Source organism: Anaerobacillus arseniciselenatis (genome assembly GCF_001865995.1).
Lineage (GTDB): Bacteria > Bacillota > Bacilli > Bacillales > Anaerobacillaceae > Anaerobacillus > Anaerobacillus arseniciselenatis.
Window position 1 is genome coordinate 96,014 of the sequence record NZ_MLQQ01000013.1, and the last position, 20,934, is coordinate 116,947.

Sequence of the window (20,934 nt, forward strand, 5' to 3'; positions counted from 1 at the left end):
GAGGCTTGTAAATAGTCATACCAATTATGAAAGTCATTAATTTAAAAATTGAAAACGAATCAAGAAAAGGGAGATTAAAAGTGCAAGCCACTTTTAACCTCCCTTTTTTCAACTAATTAATTTGTAGCACAATTTTTAGAGATACTCTTATATTGAGTTAAAAATCTACATTACATTTCTTAAAAATGAGCAATTAAATCATTTCATTCATAATAATGTAGATAAAGGGATTAATGTAAATCAGATTAATAGGTGAGGTTTATACGGTTAAGGTTGAAGATGACGCTATAGAAAAGTAGAGAGAGGGGATTTTATATGGGCATATTAGTATGTGGAGGTGCGGGTTATATTGGTAGCCATGCAGTAGCTGATTTACTCTCGAAAGGTGAAGAAGTGATCGTTGTTGACAACTTTCAAACAGGTCATAAAGAAGCCGTTTTAAGAGGAGCGAAATTATTCGAAGGTGATCTACGTGACCAAGCGTTTATCGATCAAGTACTTTCCGAAAATAAGATCGAAGCCGTACTACATTTTGCAGCGGATTCATTGGTAGGAGAGAGTGTAAGTGATCCGTTGAAATACTATGATAACAATGTAAATGGGGCACTTTGCTTGTTAAAGGCTATGAAAAAAAACAATGTAAATATGATTGTTTTTTCTTCAACGGCGGCCACCTATGGTGAACCAAGGAATATTCCGATAATGGAAACAGACCCTACTGAGCCGACAAATCCATATGGCGAAACGAAACTAGCAATTGAAAAGATGTTAAAGTGGTCTGAGCAAGCGTACGGAATTAAGTACATCATATTACGCTATTTTAATGTAGCTGGAGCTCATATGATAGAAGATATTGGTGAAGATCATATGCCAGAAACACATTTAATTCCACTAGTACTCCAAGTGGCACTAGGAAAGCGAGAGAAAATTTTTATTTTTGGTGATGATTACGCCACTCATGATGGAACGTGTATTAGGGATTATATCCACGTCACAGACTTAGTTACTGCACACTTATTAGCAATTGGAAAGCTACGCAATGGTGGTTCCAGTGATACTTATAACCTTGGAAATGGCAACGGCTTTACGGTTAAAGAAGTGGTTGAAGTAGCTAGAAGAGTGACAGAACATGAGATTTTCTTAGAAATTGCCCCACGAAGGGATGGTGATCCTGCGAAGCTAGTCGCTTCTTCACAAAAAGCAGTGAGCGAATTAGGTTGGAAGCCACAATTTACTTCCCTTGAAAAAATAATTGAAAGTGCCTGGAAGTGGCACAAAGCACATCCGTGTGGTTACGAAGGGGTCAGATAGGGAATAAATTCAACCTATTGTACCAGGGCTGTCCCGTAGATGTCACTAATGGGACAGTTGTTTTATTAGACGATTAGTTCAGCATTATCATCTAATATATTGGAAAATTTAAAAAATATAATCTGAACCCCATAAATCTATAGTAGAATATAAATAGGCGATTAATATTTGCTAGGAGTAGGAGATCATAATGAAGGATTCAAATAAAAAATTTAATCTAATGAATAGGTTTCCATCTTATCCATTTTCATTGTTAACGAAAATGATTTTATTAATCTGTTCCTTAATGATTTTAATGCTAATTTTTTTAGGAGTATACTCAAATTCAAAGTACTCTGAAACATTAGTGGAACAAATCGGTATTAGAGCTCTTAATGTAGCTCACTCTGTATCTGAGATTCCTGAAGTTAAAAATGCGTTTTATACGGATAATCCAGCAGAAATAATTCAACCAATTGCAGAGGCGATTCGAGTTAGGACTGATTCTGAATTTATTGTTGTTGGAAATAAAAATGGTGAACGTTATTCTCATCCGCTCGAAGACCGAATTGGACAAGTAATGGTAGGCGATGATAATGAACGAGCACTACTGCTTGGTGAATCTTATATTTCTGAAGCGACTGGATCACTAGGGCCTTCTATTCGTGGAAAGGCACCGATTTTCTCAAACGAAGGGGAAATTATTGGTGTAGTTTCTGTAGGTTTTTTAATTGATGATGTTGAAATGACGATAGGGACTTATGTGACAGAAGTTTGGTATTGGATTATTATAAGTATTTTTATAGGGATCATAGGTGCCATTCTAATCTCACTCCATGTAAAAAAATCAATTTTTGGTCTTGAGCCAGATGAAATTGGGCACCTTTATAAGGAAAGAGAAGCGATTTTACAGTCGATTCATGAAGCCATTATTGCCGTAGACAAAGAAGGATACATCACGATGAATAACCATGCTGCCCAACAAGTCTTAAATGTAGATGGAGCACTAGAAACCGGTAAACATATAAAAGACTTTTCATCTCACGCTCACTTTATGGAAGTGTTAAAAACAGGGAAGAGCGAATTTCATCAAGAATTATGGGTGGATGAAGAACAATTCATCGTAAACTGTGTTCCTATTTATTATGATGATAGATTAATGGGAGCTGTTTCAACCTATAGGAATCGAACCGAAATTCATAAACTTGCGGAAGAGTTGTCCAAAGTAAAACAATATTCCGAAGCACTTCGTGTGCAAACACATGAGTTTTCCAATAAATTAAATACGATTTCAGGTTTATTACAATTAAACCAAATGCAAGAGGCTATTGATTTTATAAATAAAGAAAGTAAAAAGCAACAGGAGTGGATTCACTTTTTAATTCATAGTGTAAAAGATTCCTACGTGAGTGCCGTTTTATTAGGAAAATTAAACCGGTCGCACGAACTTGGAATTCAAATGAATATTAATTACAACAGTGAACTTAAAACTCCTCTTTCTGAAAAGCAAAGGGAAGGGGTAGTAACTATACTAGGAAATTTACTAGAAAATGCATATGATGCTGTCCTAGAGACGAAAAAAGATCATAAAATCAGCATCTTCTTTACAGACATTGGAAATGATATTGTTTTTGAAATAGAGGATAGTGGCATAGGCATCTCGGATGAAGAGGTAGATAAAATTTTTACCAAAGGCTATACCACAAAAAAAGGTTCACATAGAGGAATAGGATTAGTATTAGTGCAAAACATTTTAAACGAACTAGGTGGCGAATTATCACTAGAAACGAGTGAACTTGGTGGTGCTTGTTTTATTTTAACTATTCCTAAAGTGAAGGGGTTAGAAGGTGATCATAATGAAAAGCAAGCTATATAACGTGTTTATTATCGAGGATGATTTTCGAGTCGCAAATATTAATAAGCAATTTGTAGAAAAAGTGGAGGGTTTTCAAGTTATAGGAAGCGCTAGTACGGGGAAAGAAGCGATCGACTTTCTAGTAGAAACGAACGTTTTGCCTGATTTAATTTTGTTAGATATTTATATTCCTGATGTTGAAGGTTTGGAGTTAATGTGGTCAATCCGAAAAAAATATCAAAATATCGACATTATCATGCTTACTGCTGCAAAAGAAGTACAAACAATTGAGGAAGTGTTACGTGGGGGAATACTTGATTATATTATTAAACCAATCGATTTCAACCGCCTTGAGCAAACTCTACAACGGTTCGTAGAAAAACAGGAGATTTTTGAAACTAAGCAAGAATTGACACAAGAAGAACTTGATAACGTCAGAGTCGTATCGACTTCAGTGATTGAAAAAGACGATAAAGCTTCTAAGTTACCAAAGGGGATTGATCGACTTACCCTTGAAAAAGTCATTTCTATTCTCCAAGAAAGTGATAAAGAAGGCTTTACTGCAATTGAAGTAGGAAATGAAATTGGAGCGAGTCGCTCTACAGCAAGGCGTTATTTGGAGTATTTAGTAGCTGCTGAACAAGTGAAAGCTGAGTTAATTTATGGTGATGTTGGTAGACCCGAACGACGCTATGTAATAATATAAAAGAAACGAGGCTGTCCCAAAGGAAAGTGTCAGACACTTGAGGGACAGCCTCGTTTTTTGTATATATCCAAGTAGATTAATCCTTAAATGGATTAAGGGTTATAGACCTCCGCCTCAACGCGTAGCGTAGGTGGGAACTTTTAATCAGGTGGAGTCGAGACTCCATCTGATTTCTCGATGTTTCAGCTTGCTGAAACGAGTTCGCTTTAAAATGAAATAATCCCAAGTAAAATGGCTACTGCCATTAATACTAAACTAAATCCCCAAACCCATAGTAAGGAATAGCGAATATGTTTCCCCATCTCACAGCCTGCTAAACCAAGTGCTAACCAAAGTGCAGGTGCGAATGGGCTCACAAAAGTTCCGATGATATTCCCAATGATCATTGCATAAGCAGCAGTGAAAGTATCCACACCATGACTTGTAACGATTTGTTCAACTACTGGTAGTAAGGCGAAATAATAAGCATCAGTATTTAAAATTAATTCAAACGGTACACCGAAAGCACCAATAATTAAATGTAAGTAAGGCACGATAAATGCAGGTAATATATACACCATATCAACTGCTATTGAATCTAGCATTTCTGTTCCACTCAAAATCCCTAAGAATGACCCAGCAGCCAGAATGATACTTGCCATTAAAAGGGCGTTAGGTGCATGTGCTTTTATTCGTTCCATTTGGTCGCTTACTTTAGGATAATTCAATGGTAAAGCGATACTTAGAGCGATCATAAACACAAATCCAGCAGGGATCACTCCCCATACTAACATTCCAATCATCCCTAATGTTAGTAGTAAATTCACCCATAATAATTTTGGTCGGGCCAAAGTAGAGTTTTTCTCGTCGTTATATGAATCACCTGCAGTTGCTTCACTTGCTGCAGCCACCTCAACATTGGCATCAGCCCCTTCATCACGCATTGCAATACGACGTTTTTCACGTAACCCTAAAATAACAGCCATACCGACAAGTAAAACAAGTGCTATAATTTGTAACGGAATGAGTGGTCTCCATAATTCAGTGGCGTCCATTCCAAGTACGGCAGCTGTTCGTCCTAGTGGACCTGCCCACGGTAGCATGTTTAAAATACTTGCACTTGTCCCTATTAATAGTAGTAGTAAGTATGGACTCATTTTTAAACGCTGATATAAAGGTAGTAATGCAGGGATGGTAATTAGGAAAGTAGATGCCCCTGAGCCATCCAAGTGAGCAATGGCAGCGATGATAACTGTTCCGGCAGCAACAGCGACGACATTCCCTTTGGTAATTGAAATCATTTTGTTTATAATCGGATCAAAAAGCCCTGAATCTTGCATAACCCCAAAAAAGAGAATCGCGAATATAAACATGATGACAACATTCATAACCCTGTCTATGCCTTCACTAAAAAAAACCCCAATTTCTGCAATCCCAAATCCAGCTAACAAAGCACCGATGATTGGCACTAAAACAAGCCCGATGATAGGTGATACTTTCCCCTTCAAAAGTAAGATGACAATCGTTAAAATGGTTGCGAATCCTATGATACTTAGCATATGATTTTCTCCCCCCTAATTGAAAATGAAAAAGAGTCACTTATGTTTAAGCGCTTTCATAAAACGTTAAAAAAATAGTCTTTTTCAAATTTTCAGTATATTAGGTAATTTATCATGTTGATATCTAGAGGGATAGTTTATGTAAATAAATTAAATATTGAGTATAAAAACAATATTGTTCATAATGTTCAATTGCTTTTGAATCAACACTCACTCATTCGAGGAAAATGTCATTTCCTTAAATTTTGAAAAGTGATGAGAAAATGGTTATTTATTAATTAGATGGTCGTTATTAATAGAATTATTTAAAAGAGGGTGGGACAAAACAAAGTGTCAGACACCGCTTGGCACCAAATATAGACATATGATAAATCTGTACGTCTATATTTAGTAGGATCCGCGTGGTGTCAGACACTCTTGTCCCACCCTCTTTTATTTTATAGTGAAAAAACGAAGTTAGATATAGATATGTATTTTCTGAAAGTGTTGATCGTTTGTGGGTGTTTTGTTGTATACTTGATTTATCTTGGTTGTTTTTGAAAGAAAATGATTGATTTTTGGAAGGGCTTACGTTATTATTAGTTCATAAGCAATTACTCATACATTCTTCGGAGGTGATTTGCAAGTGCTTACTCCAGAAAGACATCAGATCATTTTAGATTTGTTAAAAGATAGAGGAGTCGTTAAACTCCATGAATTAGTCGAAGCGACATCGTCTTCAGAATCGACGATCCGTCGAGATTTAAGTCAACTTGAGAATGAGAAGAAATTAAAGCGCGTTCATGGTGGAGCATCTTTACTTGCTCAAAAAGGGGAAGAGCTAAGTATTACTGAAAAAGCAGCAAAGAATTTGAAAGAAAAAGATAAAATCGCACAATACGCTGCATCTCTTATAAGGGATGGAGATTGCATATATTTAGATGCCGGAACTACGGCTTTTCAAATGATCCCGCATATTAAGGCAAAAGAAATTAAAGTGGTCACGAACGGATTAACCCATTTGGAAGAGCTTTTAGAACGAGGGATAGATACCTATATAACCGGTGGCTATATCAAGCAAAAAACACGAGCCCTAATCGGAAAAGGTGCTTTAGAGGGTGTTAAACAGTATCGCTTCGATAAATGCTTTATCGGTGTGAACGCCATTCATACAGAGTATGGTTTTACGACACCTGACCCAGAAGAAGCAATGGTTAAGCTGAATGCGATGAACTTATCTCAAGAAACGTTCGTACTTGGTGATCGCACGAAATTAAACGAAGTAACGTTTGCTAAAATTGCTGATTTAAAAGAGGGAACTATTATTACAGATGAGACAGATGAAGAAATTTTAGCACCTTATATAGAAAAAACGACGATAAAGGTAGTGACAACATGATTTTTACATGCACCTTAAACCCTTCAGTCGACTATGTTGTCGAAGTTGATAACGTTGAACTAGGGGATTTAAATAGAGCAAAAAAAACTGCATTTTATCCTGGTGGAAAAGGAATTAACGTTTCGAGAGTTTTAAAGAAACTCGGGATCACTAACACGGCATTAGGATTTGTTGGTGGATTTACGGGTGAATTTATCACCAATTCTCTTAAAAAAGAGGGGATACTGCAAGATTTTACTTTGGTTGATGAGGATACGAGAGTAAATGTAAAGCTAAAATCTTCTGTTGAAACAGAGGTGAACGGTCAAGGAGCGGTAATTTCAAAAGAAAAAGAGCAAGAACTTTTTGAAAAAATCACAACAATGACCGCCGAAGACTATTTAATTTTAGCCGGAAGCTTGCCGCCGAGTATTTCACCAGATTTTTATCAAAAAATTGCAGCGCAATGTAATGAAAATAACGTTCATTTTGTTGTCGATACGTCAGGTAAAGCGTTAGAAGAAGTTTTACCGTGCCAGCCATTTTTAATTAAACCTAACCAGCACGAACTAGGAGAATTGTTTAATGTACAAATTTCTTCTATAGAAAACGCGGTAAAGTATGGACGAAAGTTATTAGAAAACGGTCCAGAAAACGTGATTGTTTCTTTAGGTGGCGATGGTGCACTTTTACTAAATAAAGAGGTTTCAGCATACGCCAATGTACCGAAAGGAGAATTGAAAAACTCAGTAGGTGCTGGAGATTCATTAGTTGCCGGGTTTATCAGTTCATATGTTGAGAATGGAGACTTAATTGAGGCGTTTAAATATGGGATTGCTGCAGGGAGCGCAACTGCGTTTTCTAGTGATCTATGTAATAAAAGTAGTTTAGAAAACCTTTTACCAGAAATAAAAATTGAGATATTAAACTGAGGAGGGAACACAACATGAAAATCACAGAATTATTAACTGCAGAGACGATAGAACTAAATTTGCAATCGACTTCCAAAGACGCTGTTATTGATGAGCTTATTAGAAAACTAGACAAAGCAGGTAAGCTTAGTGATACTAATAAATTTAAAGAAGCGATTTTAGCACGTGAAGCACAAAGTACGACTGGAATTGGCGAAGGGATTGCCATTCCACATGCCAAAACAAGTGCAGTAAAAACCCCAGCGATTGTTTTTGGTCGCTCAAAAGCAGGCCTAAATTATGAATCTCTTGATGGACAACCTGCGCATTTATTTTTCATGATTGCTGCAAGTGAAGGAGCGAACAACGCTCATTTACAAACATTATCACGACTTTCAAGCTTTTTAATGGATATGAATTTCCGTAAAAAATTAGAAACGGCTACATCCATTGATGAAGTAATTTCAGCGATTAATGAAAAAGAAGCTGAGGAAAATGAAGAAAAAGAGCAAACTATCTCAACAAAAGGGAAAATTTTAGCTGTTACGGCTTGTCCAACGGGGATTGCTCACACATTTATGGCGGCTGACTCGTTGAAAGCGAAAGCAAAAGAATTAGGATTTGATATTAAAGTCGAAACGAATGGTTCGAGCGGCGTTGAAAATGAACTGAAAGCTTCGGAAATTAAAGAGGCAGTAGCGATTATAGTAGCCGCAGATACGGCCGTAGAGATGGATCGTTTTGATGGAAAACATGTGATCCAAGTTCCTGTTGCGGACGGAATTCGTAAGACAGAAGAACTAATTAATAAAGCAGGTAAACAAGAAGCACCAGTTTATAAAGCTACTGGATCAAGTAGCAAAAAAGAAGAATCAGGAAGCAAAGGAAAGTCAGGTTTTTATAAACACATTATGAGCGGTGTATCAAACATGCTTCCGTTCGTTGTTGGTGGCGGTATTTTAATCGCACTATCATTTATTTTCGGTATTGAAGCGTTCGACCCTGATCATCCAAGTTACCACCCGATCGCAGAAGCGTTAATGACCATTGGTGGCGGTAATGCATTTGGCTTAATGATCCCAGTATTAGCTGGTTTTATTGCGATGAGTATTGCGAACCGTCCAGGTTTTGCCCCAGGTATGGTCGGTGGACTTATGGCCGCTAGTGGTGAAGCGGGATTTCTGGGTGGTTTAATTGCTGGTTTCTTAGCAGGTTATGTTGTATTAGGTTTAAGAAAAGCATTTAGTGGACTTCCAAAGTCGCTAGAAGGTATAAAGCCTGTTTTACTTTATCCGGTATTTGGGATTTTGATTACTGGTATTGTAATGTTATTCATCATTATTGAGCCTGTTGTTGCATTAAATACAGGCATGGAAAATTGGTTAGGTAGCATGGGTACAGGGAACTTATTATTCCTTGGATTAATTTTAGGCGGAATGATGGCGATTGATATGGGTGGACCGATCAATAAAGCAGCATTTACATTCGGTATTGCAATGATTGATGCTGGGAACTTAGCTCCACACGCAGCGGTTATGGCTGGTGGAATGGTACCACCACTAGGAATTGCTTTAGCAACTACATTCTTTAAGCAGAAGTTTACGAAAGCAGAAAAAGAAGCAGGGAAAACAAACTATATTATGGGTGCATCGTTTATTACCGAAGGTGCGATTCCATTCGCAGCCGCAGACCCAGGACGTGTTATACCTTCGATCGTTGTCGGTTCAGCAGTCGCTGGAGCATTAACAATGATGTTTGGTATCGGTTTACCTGCTCCACACGGTGGTATGTTCGTTATCCCGTTAGTCAATGGTAACCCGTTAATGTATATCGTAGCGATCTTAATTGGTGCAGCGGTTACCGCTCTCATGTTAGGTTTCTGGAAAAAAGACGCAAAAGAATAATATTCTTTAAAAGCGACCGACATTTCAATCAATTTGGTGATGAGTCCCTGCATGAGCGTTTCGAATGAAAAAAGGCGAATGATTTCGTGAACGAGCCTCTGAGATTCGTTAGAATGTCACAGCGAAGTGAAGGAAATGATTCGACTTTTCCATATTAAGTGGTGCTTGTGGATTTTGTATAAAAAAATTTTTTAGGAGTGTATTTCATGTTAGAAAAAACATTTAAAATTACCGCAGAAGCAGGTCTTCACGCAAGACCTGCGACACAAATAGTGAACAAAGCAACTCAATTTGATGCTGAAAGTTTATTAACGTATAACGAAAAATCTGTCAATTTAAAATCAATTATGGGCGTGATGTCTTTAGGTATAGCTCAAGGAGCAGAAATCACGATCTCAAGTGAAGGTACAGATGCCGAGGCTGCAATGCAAGCGATTGAGGAAGTTATTAAAGGTGGTTTAGGGGAGTAATAAAAAAACTGTGAATGGTTAAAAGCTAAGGAGATGTTCCTTCATAAATGATAAAAACCTTACTAGTCAATTTTATTAGCTAGTAAGGTTTTTTATGTAGTCCAAATCTGTGATGGTGCAAAAAAAATTATAAATTAGTTCAATGAATTTCATAATTCATTATTCTCGCCACTAAGATCAATATATAGTTGCGTCAAAACCGTTCGCAAACTATATATTGCGTGATGTGGCTCATTTTTGGTAATTATGAAATTCACTCAGTTGAGTGAATTTCATAATTAACTTACTTAATTTAGCGATATCAAACTATATGGCGATCCTATTGAATTATGAAATTCATTATGTTAATCAGCGGCCACTTATCGTGAAGCGAAAAATATCCCGATTTTAGAAACGGATCCAACGATTCCTACCAAACTATAATGGAAAACGAAATTGGCGGTTGAAAAAATGCTGAATGGGCGGCTGAGGCTCATGGAATTAAACACGTGATTTTGGGTTACTTTAATGTAGCTCGGGCTTATATGAACGGAGTTTTAGGAGAGGATCATTCTCCAGAGACGCATTTAATTCCAATTATTTTACAAGTTGCGCTCGGACAACGTGAGCCATTTCGATTTTCGGTGATGATTATGACACGGAAGATGGAACGTGTATTAGAGATTATATTCATGTGACAGAGGGTATTATTATTTTTAAAAACTTTTAAAGGAGAATATAGCTAATATGACAATTAAAAAAGAATTATTTTCAGAGTTGGACGATAAAAAGATTTATTCTTATACACTGAAAAATCAACAGGGGATGGAAGTGACTTGTATAGATTATGGCTGTATTATTACAAGTATTTTTGTTCCGGATGCAAAAGGGAACCTTGAAAACGTTGTACTAGGGTTTAATGCATTAGAAGATTATCAAAAGTACTCACCCTACTTTGGTGCCGTGTGTGGGCGTGTGGCAGGGCGTATTACGAGAGGACAGTTCGAACTTAACGGTAAGAAATATCAGTTAGCGACAAATAATGGAAATCATCACTTACATGGTGGAGTGGAAGGTTTTGATAAATTAGTATGGAATTCAACGACAGTTGAAACTGATGATGAGTTAGCGGTTGTATTTTCTCGTTTAAGTAAAGACGGAGAAGAGGGTTATCCAGGTAATGTAGAAATGACAGTTAAATATACATTAACAAAAAATAATGAATTCATCATAACTTATGAAGGTGAAACAGATGAAACCACGTTATTGAATGTTACGAATCATACGTACTTTAACTTAAGTGGCAATGCTAAGCGCGACATTTTAAATCATCGTTTAGAGCTAAAGAGTGACCAGTTTCTTGAATTAAATAACGGACTAGTTCCAACCGGTGAACAATTAACAGTCGAGGGCACTCCTTTCGATTTTCGAAAAGGGAGAAAGATCATTGATGGTACGACGTCAACACATCCACAAAATCAATTAGCCGGGGCTGGATATGATCATCCATTCCTTTTAAGTGAAAATAACCATAGTGAGATTGTTTTAGTTGATGATGAAAGCGGTCGTCGATTAATAATTGAAACAGATCAACCTTGTGTAGTCCTTTATACAGGAACCCAACTCCAAGATGATTTTAAAATTGGCGATGTACAATCAAGAAAATATCTTGGTTTATGTTTAGAAACTCAAGGCGTTCCAGACGCTATTAATCATTCCCATTTTCCTTCAGTTGTTCTTGAAAAGGACCGAAAATATCATTCTCAAACAAAATATTCTTTTGGAATTATAGATAAATAATTTCACTTGTGTAATGAACGAAATATAATTAACATTAGCCACTGACGAGGAATGAAAGTTCATGGAATTACCACTGTTTCCAAATGTGAATTTACCGGTTTGGTATTAAATCGAAAGGAGTTGAGTAATAATGACGAAGGTTCGCTGGGGAATTTTAAGTACTGCAAATATTGCTCAAAAAGCAATGATTCCAGCAATTGGGCGTTCGGAAAATGCAGAAGTTGTAGCGATTGCAAGTAGTAGTGGAAAAGCAAAAGAAGTTGCTGATGCTTTTAACATAAAAAAAACTTATCATACGTATGAACAAATGCTACGAGATGAAGAAATAGATGCAATATACATACCACTTCCTAACCACTTACATAAGAAATGGACGATGGAAGCTGCAAAACATGGTAAGCATGTTTTATGTGAAAAACCAGCCTCTTTAACTGCTGAAGACACAAAGGAAATGATTGATTTTTGTAAAGTAAGAGGCGTTCATTTTATGGAAGCTTTTATGTATCAATTTCATCCTCAACATGACACGGTAAGGGCGATTATAGCTTCAGGTGAGATCGGCGAAGTGAAATTAATGCGTGCAAGCTTCTCATTTTTGCTTAACAAACCTAAAGGGAATATCCGGATGGACCGAACCAAAGGCGGAGGAAGTATATATGATGTGGGCTGTTACAGTATCCATGTGATTCGTAACGTATTACAAGTAGAACCTACAGAAATATTTATTCATGCAAATATTGATCAAGAACATCAAGTTGATACTTCAGCAGTTGGTTATTTAAAACTTGAAAATGGAGTAAGTGCTACTTTTGACAGCAGTTTTGAGATGGCGTTTAGAAATGAGTACGAAATTATTGGAACAAAAGGGCAAATTAAAGTTCCAAGAGCTTTTCGGCCAGATATTCATGGTGACCAAGGTATTGTCATCCTTCAAACAGAAGATGGAACAAAAGAATTAAAAGTTGTTGGAGATGTTTATCGCATGCAAGTCGAGCGTTTTTCACAAGCTATTTTGGAAGAAGAAGATTTATCTTCTACATGGGAAAACAGTATTCGAAATATGAAAGTTATTGATGCTTGTTATAAAGCAATAGAAACCGGAAAAATAATTAATATATAACTGAGTAACGTGAAAAAATAAAAGATACTAAATGTCAAAAGTTTAAAAGGAGAAGAAATGAAGCATGAAAATGGAACATCAACAGAAGCAGGATGGAACTTAGACAATAGCTATGCACGTCTGCCGAAAGCATTTTTCACTAGCATTAAGCCCGCTCCAGTGCACTCACCTAAATTAATTGTTTTCAATGAATCGTTAGCGTCCTCCTTAGGGTTTGACGCTCAAGCGCTAAAAAGTGAAGAGGGCGTAGAGGTGTTTGCTGGAAATCAACTTCCTGAAGGCTCTCATCCTCTTGCCCAAGCTTATGCGGGGCACCAGTTTGGACATTTTACGATGTTAGGTGATGGTCGAGCGATACTGCTTGGTGAGCAGATTACTCCTGAAGGAGACCGGTTTGATATTCAACTGAAAGGTTCAGGGCGAACGCCTTATTCTCGTGGTGGTGATGGTCGCGCGACACTAGGGCCAATGTTACGGGAACACATCATTAGTGAAGCGATGCATGCACTTGGGATTGCTACTACTCGGAGCCTTGCAGTAGTAATAACAGGTGAAGGGGTGCTTCGTGAAACCGAACTACCAGGAGCAATTTTAACGCGTGTTGCCTCGAGCCATATCCGCGTCGGTACTTTTCAATACGTGGCTAAATGGGGAAGTGAAGAAGAGCTTCGGTCTTTGGCTGATTATACGTTGCAAAGGCATTTCCCTGACGCCGACACCAGTGGGAACCCGTATTTAGTGTTACTTCAGGAAGTGATGAAACGTCAGGCGGTGTTAATTGCTAAATGGCAACTCGTCGGTTTCATTCACGGGGTGATGAATACCGATAATATGGCTCTTTGTGGAGAAACGATTGATTATGGTCCATGTGCGTTTATGGATACGTATGATCCTGAAACGGTGTTTAGTTCGATTGATCGTCAAGGTCGTTATGCTTACAGTAATCAACCTTATATTGCAGCCTGGAATCTTGCAAGATTAGCGGAAACGTTGTTGCCACTTCTCGATAACGATAAAGAAGAAGCGATTAAAATTGCTGAAAAAGAACTTTCTAATTTTACAGAGTTATATCGGTGCAACTGGATTAACGGAATGCGAGCAAAACTAGGAATATTTAATGAAGAACAGCAAGATGAAGATCTAATTGAAGAGCTCTTTACGATGATGCAAAAATATCGTGCAGACTTCACGAATACATTTCGCGCATTAACGTTTGATACGCTTGAAGATACGTCTCTACATGGTTACGATGATTTTGATCAGTGGTATAAGCGTTGGCAGGAAAGGTTAGAGAGACAGCAAGAAACGAAGGAAACCTCACGCGAGTTAATGCAAAAGTCAAATCCAGCAGTCATTCCGCGTAACCACCGCGTAGAAGAAGCACTAGATGCAGCGGTAGAAAAAGGAGATTATAGCTTGATGGAGCGACTTCTTGAGGTGCTCTCAAAACCATTCGCACATTCTCCGGAACAAGGCGCTGATTATTTTGCACAGCCTTCGCAATCGAAACAGCCATATCGTACGTTTTGTGGGACGTGATCCTTAAATGGTTTAAGGGTTATAGACCACCAGCTCAACGCGTAGCGTAGGTGGGAACTTTTAACAGGTGGAGTCGAGACACCATCTGATTTCTCGATGTTTCAGGTTGTTGTAACGAGTTCGCTAAAACAGAATAAGAGGCTGTTCCCATAAGAAAGTGTCAGACACAGTTATGCACCAAATATAGATAGATAAATTAATCCGTCAATATTTAGTAAGTGCTACATGCTGTCAGAAACTTATGGGACAGCCTTTTTTTGTTGGAAAAGGAATGTATAAGTATTATTGTGTATAGCCAGGAGAGACGTTGCTATAATACACTAGGAACTATTTGCCTTAATGAAAGCGCTATATTCTTTTTAGTAGTTTTGTTATTATATAATAATATCATTTTATTCTTTCTAAATTTAATGAATTTCATCATATTTTTGCCATTAAGGAACTATAGGTAGTTGCGTTAAAGCGTTCGTCGCTACATATAGTTTAGTTCCTCTCAACTTAGGTAATTTTGAAATTCGCTCATTAAGAAAGGTTGTTACTCACATGAACTTTTTACTAGGTAAGTATAATACACTCCGAAATCAAATTTTAATTGTTTATTTGTTTGTAATGTTTATCACCCTCATTGTCGTCGGGACGATTACTTACAGTATCGTTTTAAATTTGATTACAGATAAATCCGAAGGCCAAATGCGACAAACGGCAGTTGAAGCTAGCGGAAGAATCGATTCGCTATATGAACAAATCAACAATTTAAGTGTTCAAGTGGCGACAAATTCGAAGTTACAACAATATTTGCTTGATGATCTTACTGGGCAAACACCAAGCTTTAGCGAGCGTCAATCATTAATGGAAGAAGTGAATAGGTTTCTAATTTATTCTAATGCCATCGCATCATTTGAACTTTATACGAAAGACTTTAATAAAGTAATCCCGTTGGATGAAGGGCTGGTGACCGATCGTATTGAAAGAAAGTGGTTGATTGAAGCGAACGTTGCTAATGGTGGGCTCGTTTGGATCGGTGAAGACCCAAAAGACCCTGAATATTTTTTAGCAATTCGACAAGTGAACTTAATTGATCATTCATTCGGAAACGGAGGATATCTACTAATTCAAGTCAATCCTAATTATTTTCAACTTATGGATTCACAAAATTCAGTACCGGGTGAGGAATACACAATTTTATTAGACAAAAATAATGAACCGATTATCTCAAATTACATCGGGGATTTCGAACAATTATTTGAAAAAAATGAAGGCGTTATACCGATTGATGGAAACGACTATATGTACGTGAGACAAAATTCCAATTATACAGGTTGGACGTTAGTTTTATTAACACCTGTGAAAACTTTGATGGAAGGTGTACCTATTTTAAGGACTGCAACCATACTGGCCGGCCTTTTTGGCTTTATTTTATTTGTAATTTTGTCGTATTTTCTTTCGACAATGATTACACGACCGATCTTTAAGTTGACAAGGACAATGAAAAATAGAGGCGAAGGGGAGCTCGTTGTTAATACAGATGTCCCTTCAACCATTGAAATCAACGAGTTAAATACGACTTATAATGAGATGGTTGAGGAAATCAACCATTTAATTCAAGAGGTGTATGAAAAGGAATTAAGCCGAAACAGGACAGAGTTAAAAGCTTTACAATCACAAATCAATCCTCATTTTCTTTTTAATACATTAAATGCTATATATTGGTCATTAGATGAAAAAGGTGATGATCAGTTAGCTGATCTCATTGTGGCAATGTCTGAGTTATTTCGTTATACGATCGATAAAAATAATAGCGAAGAGTGGGTAACGGTTAAGCAAGAACTTAATCATGTTGAACAATATATGCAAATTATGAAATTTAGATTAGAGAATATTAGTTGGGAAATTCAAGTATCAAAACAGTATGGAAATATAAAAATACCGAAATTATTAATTCAACCTTTAGTTGAAAATGCGATTATTCATGGAATTAGTAATAAAATTGGACAAGGGAGAATCTCAGTTACAATTAAAAAGTCGTCTACCGAAAATTATTTAATATGTGAAGTGAGAGACAACGGTAAAGGCATAGACAAAGAGACAGTCAAGTTAATAAATAATCAATTAAAAACAGGCGAGACAATCATTAAGAGTAGAAACGGCATTGGCGTCGTAAATGTCGATCAAAGGTTAAAGCTTTATTATCCAAATACTAGTGCTGGTCTAATAATTAGTAGTGAAGTAAATAAAGGAACGTGTTGTCAGTTCAAAATACCATTAAAGTGGGAGGGCAATGATGGGGAAGAAAATATTAATCGTTGATGATGAGCCAATTACTTTGCAAGGTTTGAAGAAGACACTTGAGTCGTGGTCCAATGGAAATTATGAAATTTTAGCAGCGCCAAATGCGCAAACGGCCATTGGAATTTTAGAACAACAAACAATTCACGTATTAATTACGGATATCTCAATGCCAGAGGTGACTGGGCTTGAAATGCTAAAAATATTGAAGGAACAAAACCATTTTCCTGTAGTGATCATTATCTCTGCTTATTCCGATTTTAGCTATGCTCAAGAAGCGATAGAGATAGGTGTTGTTAATTATTTATTAAAGCCTATAAAGAAACAAAAGTTAATTGAGGAAGTAGAAAAAGCTTTACAAGTGGAGGAAAAACGCTATCGAAGCGACATGATTGAAAAGGTAGTCGATGATAGCCTAGTTAATATAAAATCGGAGGAAGAGCATATAGGGCCTATAAAAAAAGCTCTTGATTTTATTGAAGAGAACTTGGAGCATCCGCTGACATTAAAAGAAGTGGCTGCTCATGTCCATTTAAATTCAAGCTATTTTAGTGTGTTATTTAAAGAACATACGAATATGAAGTTTAGTGAGTATATGACACGCTCTAGAATCCAGAAAGCGAAAAATTTGTTGTTAACGACACAGTTATCAGTGGCTGAAATAGCTGAAGCTGTCGGTTATACTACTTCAAAGTATTTTATTAAAACCTTTAAAGAGTATGAAGGCTTAACCCCGAGCAAGTATAAAAAATTAAAGTAATCTAAAAATAGTAGTATTTTACCCAATCGTGCTTACCTTATTCGAAATAACATATGGTGCTACAATTAATTTGTGTTCAGCAAATAAAGACACAAATACAAAGTAGTAGGGGGTAATTTATTTGTTTAAAAAGAAAGCGATTACATTATTTTCAATTTTCACTATGTTTTTACTAGTTTTAGCTGCATGTTCTGGCTCAAATGAGAGTAATGGAGACAACGGCTCTAGTACAGACAATGGTTCAAGTGCAGGTAGTGATGATGAACAAGTGACAGTTGACTTTATGCACTTATGGCCATCAGGTAGTGCAGAGCAGCACAACATGATTGTAGGGGACATTATTAGTGACTTTGAAAGTCAAAATCCAAATGTAAAAGTTGAAACAGAAGTGTTATCAGTAGAGCAATATAGAGAGCGCTTACAAATTTTAGCTTCTTCTAACAACCTTCCAGATGTTGGGATGACTTGGGCAGCAGGCGCATTAGAGCCTTTTGCTAGAGGAAATCAATTTGCAGTTATTGATGACATGCTAGATGTTGAATTTAGTGAAACGTTTATTCCTGGTACAGTAGAAGCGTTCTCTTATAATGAACAAACGTATGCGCTTCCACTTGAATTAAACATTGCTCCAATTTATTACAATACAGAAATTTTTGCAGAACACGGTTTAGATGTTCCAGAAACTTTTGAAGAATTTAAGAATGTTGTCCAAACGTTAGCTGACAACGGTGTAACACCAATTACTGTAGGAAATAGAGATGCTTGGACAGGTTCGTTGTGGTATATGTATTTAGCTGATCGCATCGGTGGTCCAGATACGTTAACAAATGCAATTAATCGTACTGGTACTTTTGAAGATCCGGCACTAATTCAAGCGGCTGAAGAACTTCAAAATTTAGTAGAAATGAATGCTTTCATAAGAGGTTTTAACGGTCTTTCAAATGATGAAGCAAAAGGTCCATTCATGAATAACCAAGCAGCAATGTATTTAATGGGCTCTTGGGAGTTACCGAACTTTACAACAAACGAAACTGTACCGCAAGAATTTAGAGATGCGATTGATTTCTTTAAGTTCCCTATGGTTGAAGGTGGACAAGGTGACATTAACAGTTTCGTAGGTGGACCAGGTGTTGGTTTATTCGTTGCTGAAAACTCTGATGTAAAAGATGAAGCAAAAGCATTTTTGAAATTTTTCGTTGAGGAGTGGGGAAAAAGGTCTGTTGAAGATGCAGGTGTAATTCCAGCAACAATGGTTGACACTTCCACATTAGACTTACCAGAAATGTATATTGATGTATTAGATGAGTTAAATAATGCGAGCAATATTACATTGTATGCAGATGTTCAAATGAGCTCATCAGTAGCACAAGTACATTTAAATATGATCCAAGCCTTATTCGGTGAGCAAGTTACTCCAGAAGAATTTGCCGAGAGACATGAAGAAGCTTTATCTAGTGAAGACTAAATAAAAATTATCATTTATAAAGGGCATATCTTTAACTTTAGGTATGTCCTTCACTTAAATTTTTTACGAATATAAAGGGGATGAAACTATGAATAAAGTCATGTCAAATAAATTCATCATTGCGTTATATGTATTCCCCGCGCTTTTTTTAATCATGCTATTAATCTATATTCCGATCGCATTAACTGGCTATTACGGGTTAATGAAATGGGACGGGATTGGAGAAATGACGTTTATTGGGCTCGAAAACTATAGAAGACTCATAACAGATGGGATGTTTTGGACAAGTGTATATCACTCATTTTTATTAGCAGTCTTTTCTGCATTGAGTTTAGTAGGTTATTTAGTTATTTCTTTAATTTTAGCAGGGAAAATCAAAGGTGCGAATTTACTTAGAAAAATTTATTTAATACCGATGTTATTATCTTCTGTGGCAATCGCTCAGCTATGGTTAAAAATCTATCATCCTACAAACGGGGTATTAAATAGCTTTTTAATGAGTATTGGGGTTGATAATCCCCCAGCTTGGCTATCAGATCCAAAAATCGTATTATTTGCAATTTTTATTCCTATTATTTGGCAATATGCAGGTTTTTACATTTTAATTTACTATGCGGCTTTAAAGAACATTCCAGATTCAATTATTGAAGCAGCTAAAATCGATGGAGCAACTCCATTTCAAATCGGGTATAAAATTAAACTGCCACTTATTTCAAATATCATAAAAATAACGGTTGTACTAGCGATTGTCGGATCATTAAAGTATTTTGATTTAATTTATGTAATGACCGGCGGAGGCCCAAACGGTGCAAGTGAAGTTATGGCATCATATATGTATAAACAAGCCTTTGGCTCATATAATTTTGGTTACGGAAGTGCGATTGGATTTTTCTTATTACTAATTATTCTCATTGTAACGTGGCTTATTCGAAAGTTAACGGTTTCAGATGAAGAGATCCAATATTAAAGGAGGGTAAAATAATGAATGAAGTAACAGTACAGCAAGAAAAACAACAGGCTCCTAAGTTAGATCCTCAAAATTCTACTAGAAGTTTGTTAAGTAAAATTGGTTACGTAACTCTTTATACCGTTCTAGGTATAATAGCCTTTTTTCAAATTTACCCACTAATTTGGTTGGTATCCTTCTCACTGAAGACGAATAGTGAAGTATTTAATGACTCACCATTTTCATTACCTAGTAATCCACAGTGGGGAAACTATTTAACTGTTTGGACAGAAGGAAATATAAGCTTGTACTTCTTTAATAGTGTATGGATTACTGCCACTGCCGTAGTTTTAACTGTTTTATCGGCTAGTTTAGTGACATTTGCAATTACTAGAATGCAGTGGAAGCTTAATAAGGTAGTTTTAGGACTATTTATGGTAGGGATTATGATTCCGGTACACTCGACGTTAATTCCATTATTCGATTTTTTCCTAAGAGTGAATTTAATTGATAATCCGATAGCGATTGTCTTAACTTATACAGCATTTAACCTCCCGTTAACGATAATGATTTTACTCGGTTTTTATTATACATTGCCGCGTGAAATTGAAGAAGCCGCTGTCATTGATGGTTGCTCGGTTCATCGTATTTTCTTTCAAGTTACATTACCGATGACAATGCCGGTAATTGCAACAACAGCGATTATTAATATGATTTACAACTGGAATGAGTTTATCTTTATTAACACATTTATTAGTTCCGATAAATATAAAACTCTAACCGTTGGAATTCAAAATTTCGTAGGTCAATATATGACGGAATGGGGAGCAATTGGTGCTACCTTAGTTATTAGTATTTTACCGATCTTAATTGCATTTTTCTTCTTAAGTAATAAGATTGTTGAAGGAATTTCATCAGGGGCAGTTAAAGGATAATTTCTTAAAAGTTAAGGCGCTTGCGCTTATAGGGGTGACCAACGCGCCTGCGCTTTTCTTAATATCTTGAAGA

At 36.6% G+C, this 20,934-nt stretch carries 16 protein-coding genes and 1 pseudogene; 16 read left to right on the plus strand and 1 reads right to left on the minus strand.

Annotation, left to right across the window (positions count from 1 at the left end; translation table 11 throughout):
* Positions 1-315: 315 nt before the first annotated feature.
* The 3 genes from galE to BKP35_RS08795 all read left to right on the plus strand — a co-directional run bounded on the left by galE (position 316) and on the right by BKP35_RS08795 (position 3,851).
* Positions 316-1,311: a UDP-glucose 4-epimerase GalE gene (gene galE, locus BKP35_RS08785; RefSeq protein WP_071312972.1), complete on the plus strand. Its 996-nt coding sequence runs from the start codon at positions 316-318 to the stop codon at positions 1,309-1,311.
* A 190-nt stretch (positions 1,312-1,501) separates the two neighbouring features.
* Complete coding sequence (locus tag BKP35_RS08790; RefSeq protein WP_245741917.1) at positions 1,502-3,166, plus strand: ATP-binding protein; 1,665 nt, start codon at positions 1,502-1,504, stop codon at positions 3,164-3,166.
* A complete protein-coding gene (locus BKP35_RS08795; protein ID WP_071312973.1) occupies positions 3,147-3,851 on the plus strand; it encodes a response regulator in 705 nt (234 codons plus the stop codon). Before BKP35_RS08790 ends, BKP35_RS08795 begins: the two co-directional genes overlap by 20 nt.
* 206 nt (positions 3,852-4,057) lie before the next feature.
* Here BKP35_RS08795 and BKP35_RS08800 read toward each other — a convergent pair whose 3' ends face one another.
* Positions 4,058-5,389, minus strand: coding sequence for a CitMHS family transporter (locus BKP35_RS08800; RefSeq protein WP_071312974.1), 1,332 nt, complete (start codon positions 5,387-5,389; stop codon positions 4,058-4,060).
* A gap of 625 nt (positions 5,390-6,014) precedes the next feature.
* Here BKP35_RS08800 and BKP35_RS08805 point away from each other — a divergent pair.
* From BKP35_RS08805 to BKP35_RS08865, 13 genes and pseudogenes are all read left to right on the plus strand, one after another.
* On the plus strand, positions 6,015-6,767 hold the full coding sequence (locus BKP35_RS08805) for a DeoR/GlpR family DNA-binding transcription regulator (protein WP_071312975.1): 753 nt from the start codon (positions 6,015-6,017) through the stop codon (positions 6,765-6,767).
* On the plus strand, positions 6,764-7,678 hold the full coding sequence (gene pfkB, locus BKP35_RS08810; protein WP_071312976.1) for a 1-phosphofructokinase: 915 nt from the start codon (positions 6,764-6,766) through the stop codon (positions 7,676-7,678). Before BKP35_RS08805 ends, pfkB begins: the two co-directional genes overlap by 4 nt.
* Positions 7,679-7,692: 14 nt before the next feature.
* The gene (locus BKP35_RS08815; protein WP_071312977.1) at positions 7,693-9,561 is read left to right on the plus strand and encodes a PTS fructose transporter subunit IIABC; all 1,869 of its coding nucleotides are present in this window, start codon (positions 7,693-7,695) and stop codon (positions 9,559-9,561) included.
* A 206-nt stretch (positions 9,562-9,767) separates the two neighbouring features.
* The gene (locus BKP35_RS08820; protein ID WP_071312978.1) at positions 9,768-10,031 is read left to right on the plus strand and encodes a phosphocarrier protein HPr; all 264 of its coding nucleotides are present in this window, start codon (positions 9,768-9,770) and stop codon (positions 10,029-10,031) included.
* A 348-nt stretch (positions 10,032-10,379) separates the two neighbouring features.
* Positions 10,380-10,713, plus strand: a pseudogene (locus BKP35_RS18890) (NAD-dependent epimerase/dehydratase family protein); the annotation flags it as partial.
* Positions 10,714-10,757: 44 nt separating this feature from the next.
* Entirely contained in the window at positions 10,758-11,810 is a 1,053-nt protein-coding gene (locus tag BKP35_RS08830) for an aldose epimerase family protein (RefSeq protein WP_071312980.1), read from the plus strand.
* Positions 11,811-11,940: 130 nt separating this feature from the next.
* The gene (locus tag BKP35_RS08835; RefSeq protein ID WP_071312981.1) at positions 11,941-12,930 is read left to right on the plus strand and encodes a Gfo/Idh/MocA family protein; all 990 of its coding nucleotides are present in this window, start codon (positions 11,941-11,943) and stop codon (positions 12,928-12,930) included.
* A 57-nt stretch (positions 12,931-12,987) separates the two neighbouring features.
* Positions 12,988-14,469, plus strand: a complete 1,482-nt coding sequence (locus BKP35_RS08840) for a protein adenylyltransferase SelO (RefSeq protein WP_071312982.1) — start codon at positions 12,988-12,990, stop codon at positions 14,467-14,469.
* A 543-nt stretch (positions 14,470-15,012) separates the two neighbouring features.
* The gene (locus BKP35_RS08845) at positions 15,013-16,776 is read left to right on the plus strand and encodes a cache domain-containing sensor histidine kinase (protein ID WP_071312983.1); all 1,764 of its coding nucleotides are present in this window, start codon (positions 15,013-15,015) and stop codon (positions 16,774-16,776) included.
* The gene (locus BKP35_RS08850; RefSeq protein ID WP_071312984.1) at positions 16,748-17,515 is read left to right on the plus strand and encodes a response regulator transcription factor; all 768 of its coding nucleotides are present in this window, start codon (positions 16,748-16,750) and stop codon (positions 17,513-17,515) included. Before BKP35_RS08845 ends, BKP35_RS08850 begins: the two co-directional genes overlap by 29 nt.
* Positions 17,516-17,636: 121 nt before the next feature.
* The gene (locus tag BKP35_RS08855; RefSeq protein ID WP_420534816.1) at positions 17,637-18,980 is read left to right on the plus strand and encodes an extracellular solute-binding protein; all 1,344 of its coding nucleotides are present in this window, start codon (positions 17,637-17,639) and stop codon (positions 18,978-18,980) included.
* Between the two features lie 88 nt (positions 18,981-19,068).
* Complete coding sequence (locus tag BKP35_RS08860; RefSeq protein ID WP_071312985.1) at positions 19,069-19,947, plus strand: carbohydrate ABC transporter permease; 879 nt, start codon at positions 19,069-19,071, stop codon at positions 19,945-19,947.
* 14 nt (positions 19,948-19,961) lie between these two features.
* Entirely contained in the window at positions 19,962-20,861 is a 900-nt protein-coding gene (locus BKP35_RS08865) for a carbohydrate ABC transporter permease (RefSeq protein ID WP_071312986.1), read from the plus strand.
* Positions 20,862-20,934 lie beyond the last annotated feature (73 nt).

Excerpts from the sequence above, each read along its gene's own strand:
- galE (WP_071312972.1), top strand. The coding sequence starts at position 316 with ATGGGCATATTAGTATGTGGAGGTGCGGGTTATATTGGTAGCCATGCA.
- BKP35_RS08790 (WP_245741917.1), top strand. The coding sequence starts at position 1,502 with ATGAAGGATTCAAATAAAAAATTTAATCTAATGAATAGGTTTCCATCT.
- BKP35_RS08795 (WP_071312973.1), top strand. The coding sequence starts at position 3,147 with ATGAAAAGCAAGCTATATAACGTGTTTATTATCGAGGATGATTTTCGA.
- BKP35_RS08800 (WP_071312974.1), bottom strand. The coding sequence starts at position 5,389 with ATGCTAAGTATCATAGGATTCGCAACCATTTTAACGATTGTCATCTTA.
- pfkB (WP_071312976.1), top strand. The coding sequence starts at position 6,764 with ATGATTTTTACATGCACCTTAAACCCTTCAGTCGACTATGTTGTCGAA.
- BKP35_RS08815 (WP_071312977.1), top strand. The coding sequence starts at position 7,693 with ATGAAAATCACAGAATTATTAACTGCAGAGACGATAGAACTAAATTTG.
- BKP35_RS08820 (WP_071312978.1), top strand. The coding sequence starts at position 9,768 with ATGTTAGAAAAAACATTTAAAATTACCGCAGAAGCAGGTCTTCACGCA.
- BKP35_RS08830 (WP_071312980.1), top strand. The coding sequence starts at position 10,758 with ATGACAATTAAAAAAGAATTATTTTCAGAGTTGGACGATAAAAAGATT.
- BKP35_RS08835 (WP_071312981.1), top strand. The coding sequence starts at position 11,941 with ATGACGAAGGTTCGCTGGGGAATTTTAAGTACTGCAAATATTGCTCAA.
- BKP35_RS08840 (WP_071312982.1), top strand. The coding sequence starts at position 12,988 with ATGAAGCATGAAAATGGAACATCAACAGAAGCAGGATGGAACTTAGAC.
- BKP35_RS08845 (WP_071312983.1), top strand. The coding sequence starts at position 15,013 with ATGAACTTTTTACTAGGTAAGTATAATACACTCCGAAATCAAATTTTA.
- BKP35_RS08850 (WP_071312984.1), top strand. The coding sequence starts at position 16,748 with ATGATGGGGAAGAAAATATTAATCGTTGATGATGAGCCAATTACTTTG.
- BKP35_RS08860 (WP_071312985.1), top strand. The coding sequence starts at position 19,069 with ATGAATAAAGTCATGTCAAATAAATTCATCATTGCGTTATATGTATTC.
- BKP35_RS08865 (WP_071312986.1), top strand. The coding sequence starts at position 19,962 with ATGAATGAAGTAACAGTACAGCAAGAAAAACAACAGGCTCCTAAGTTA.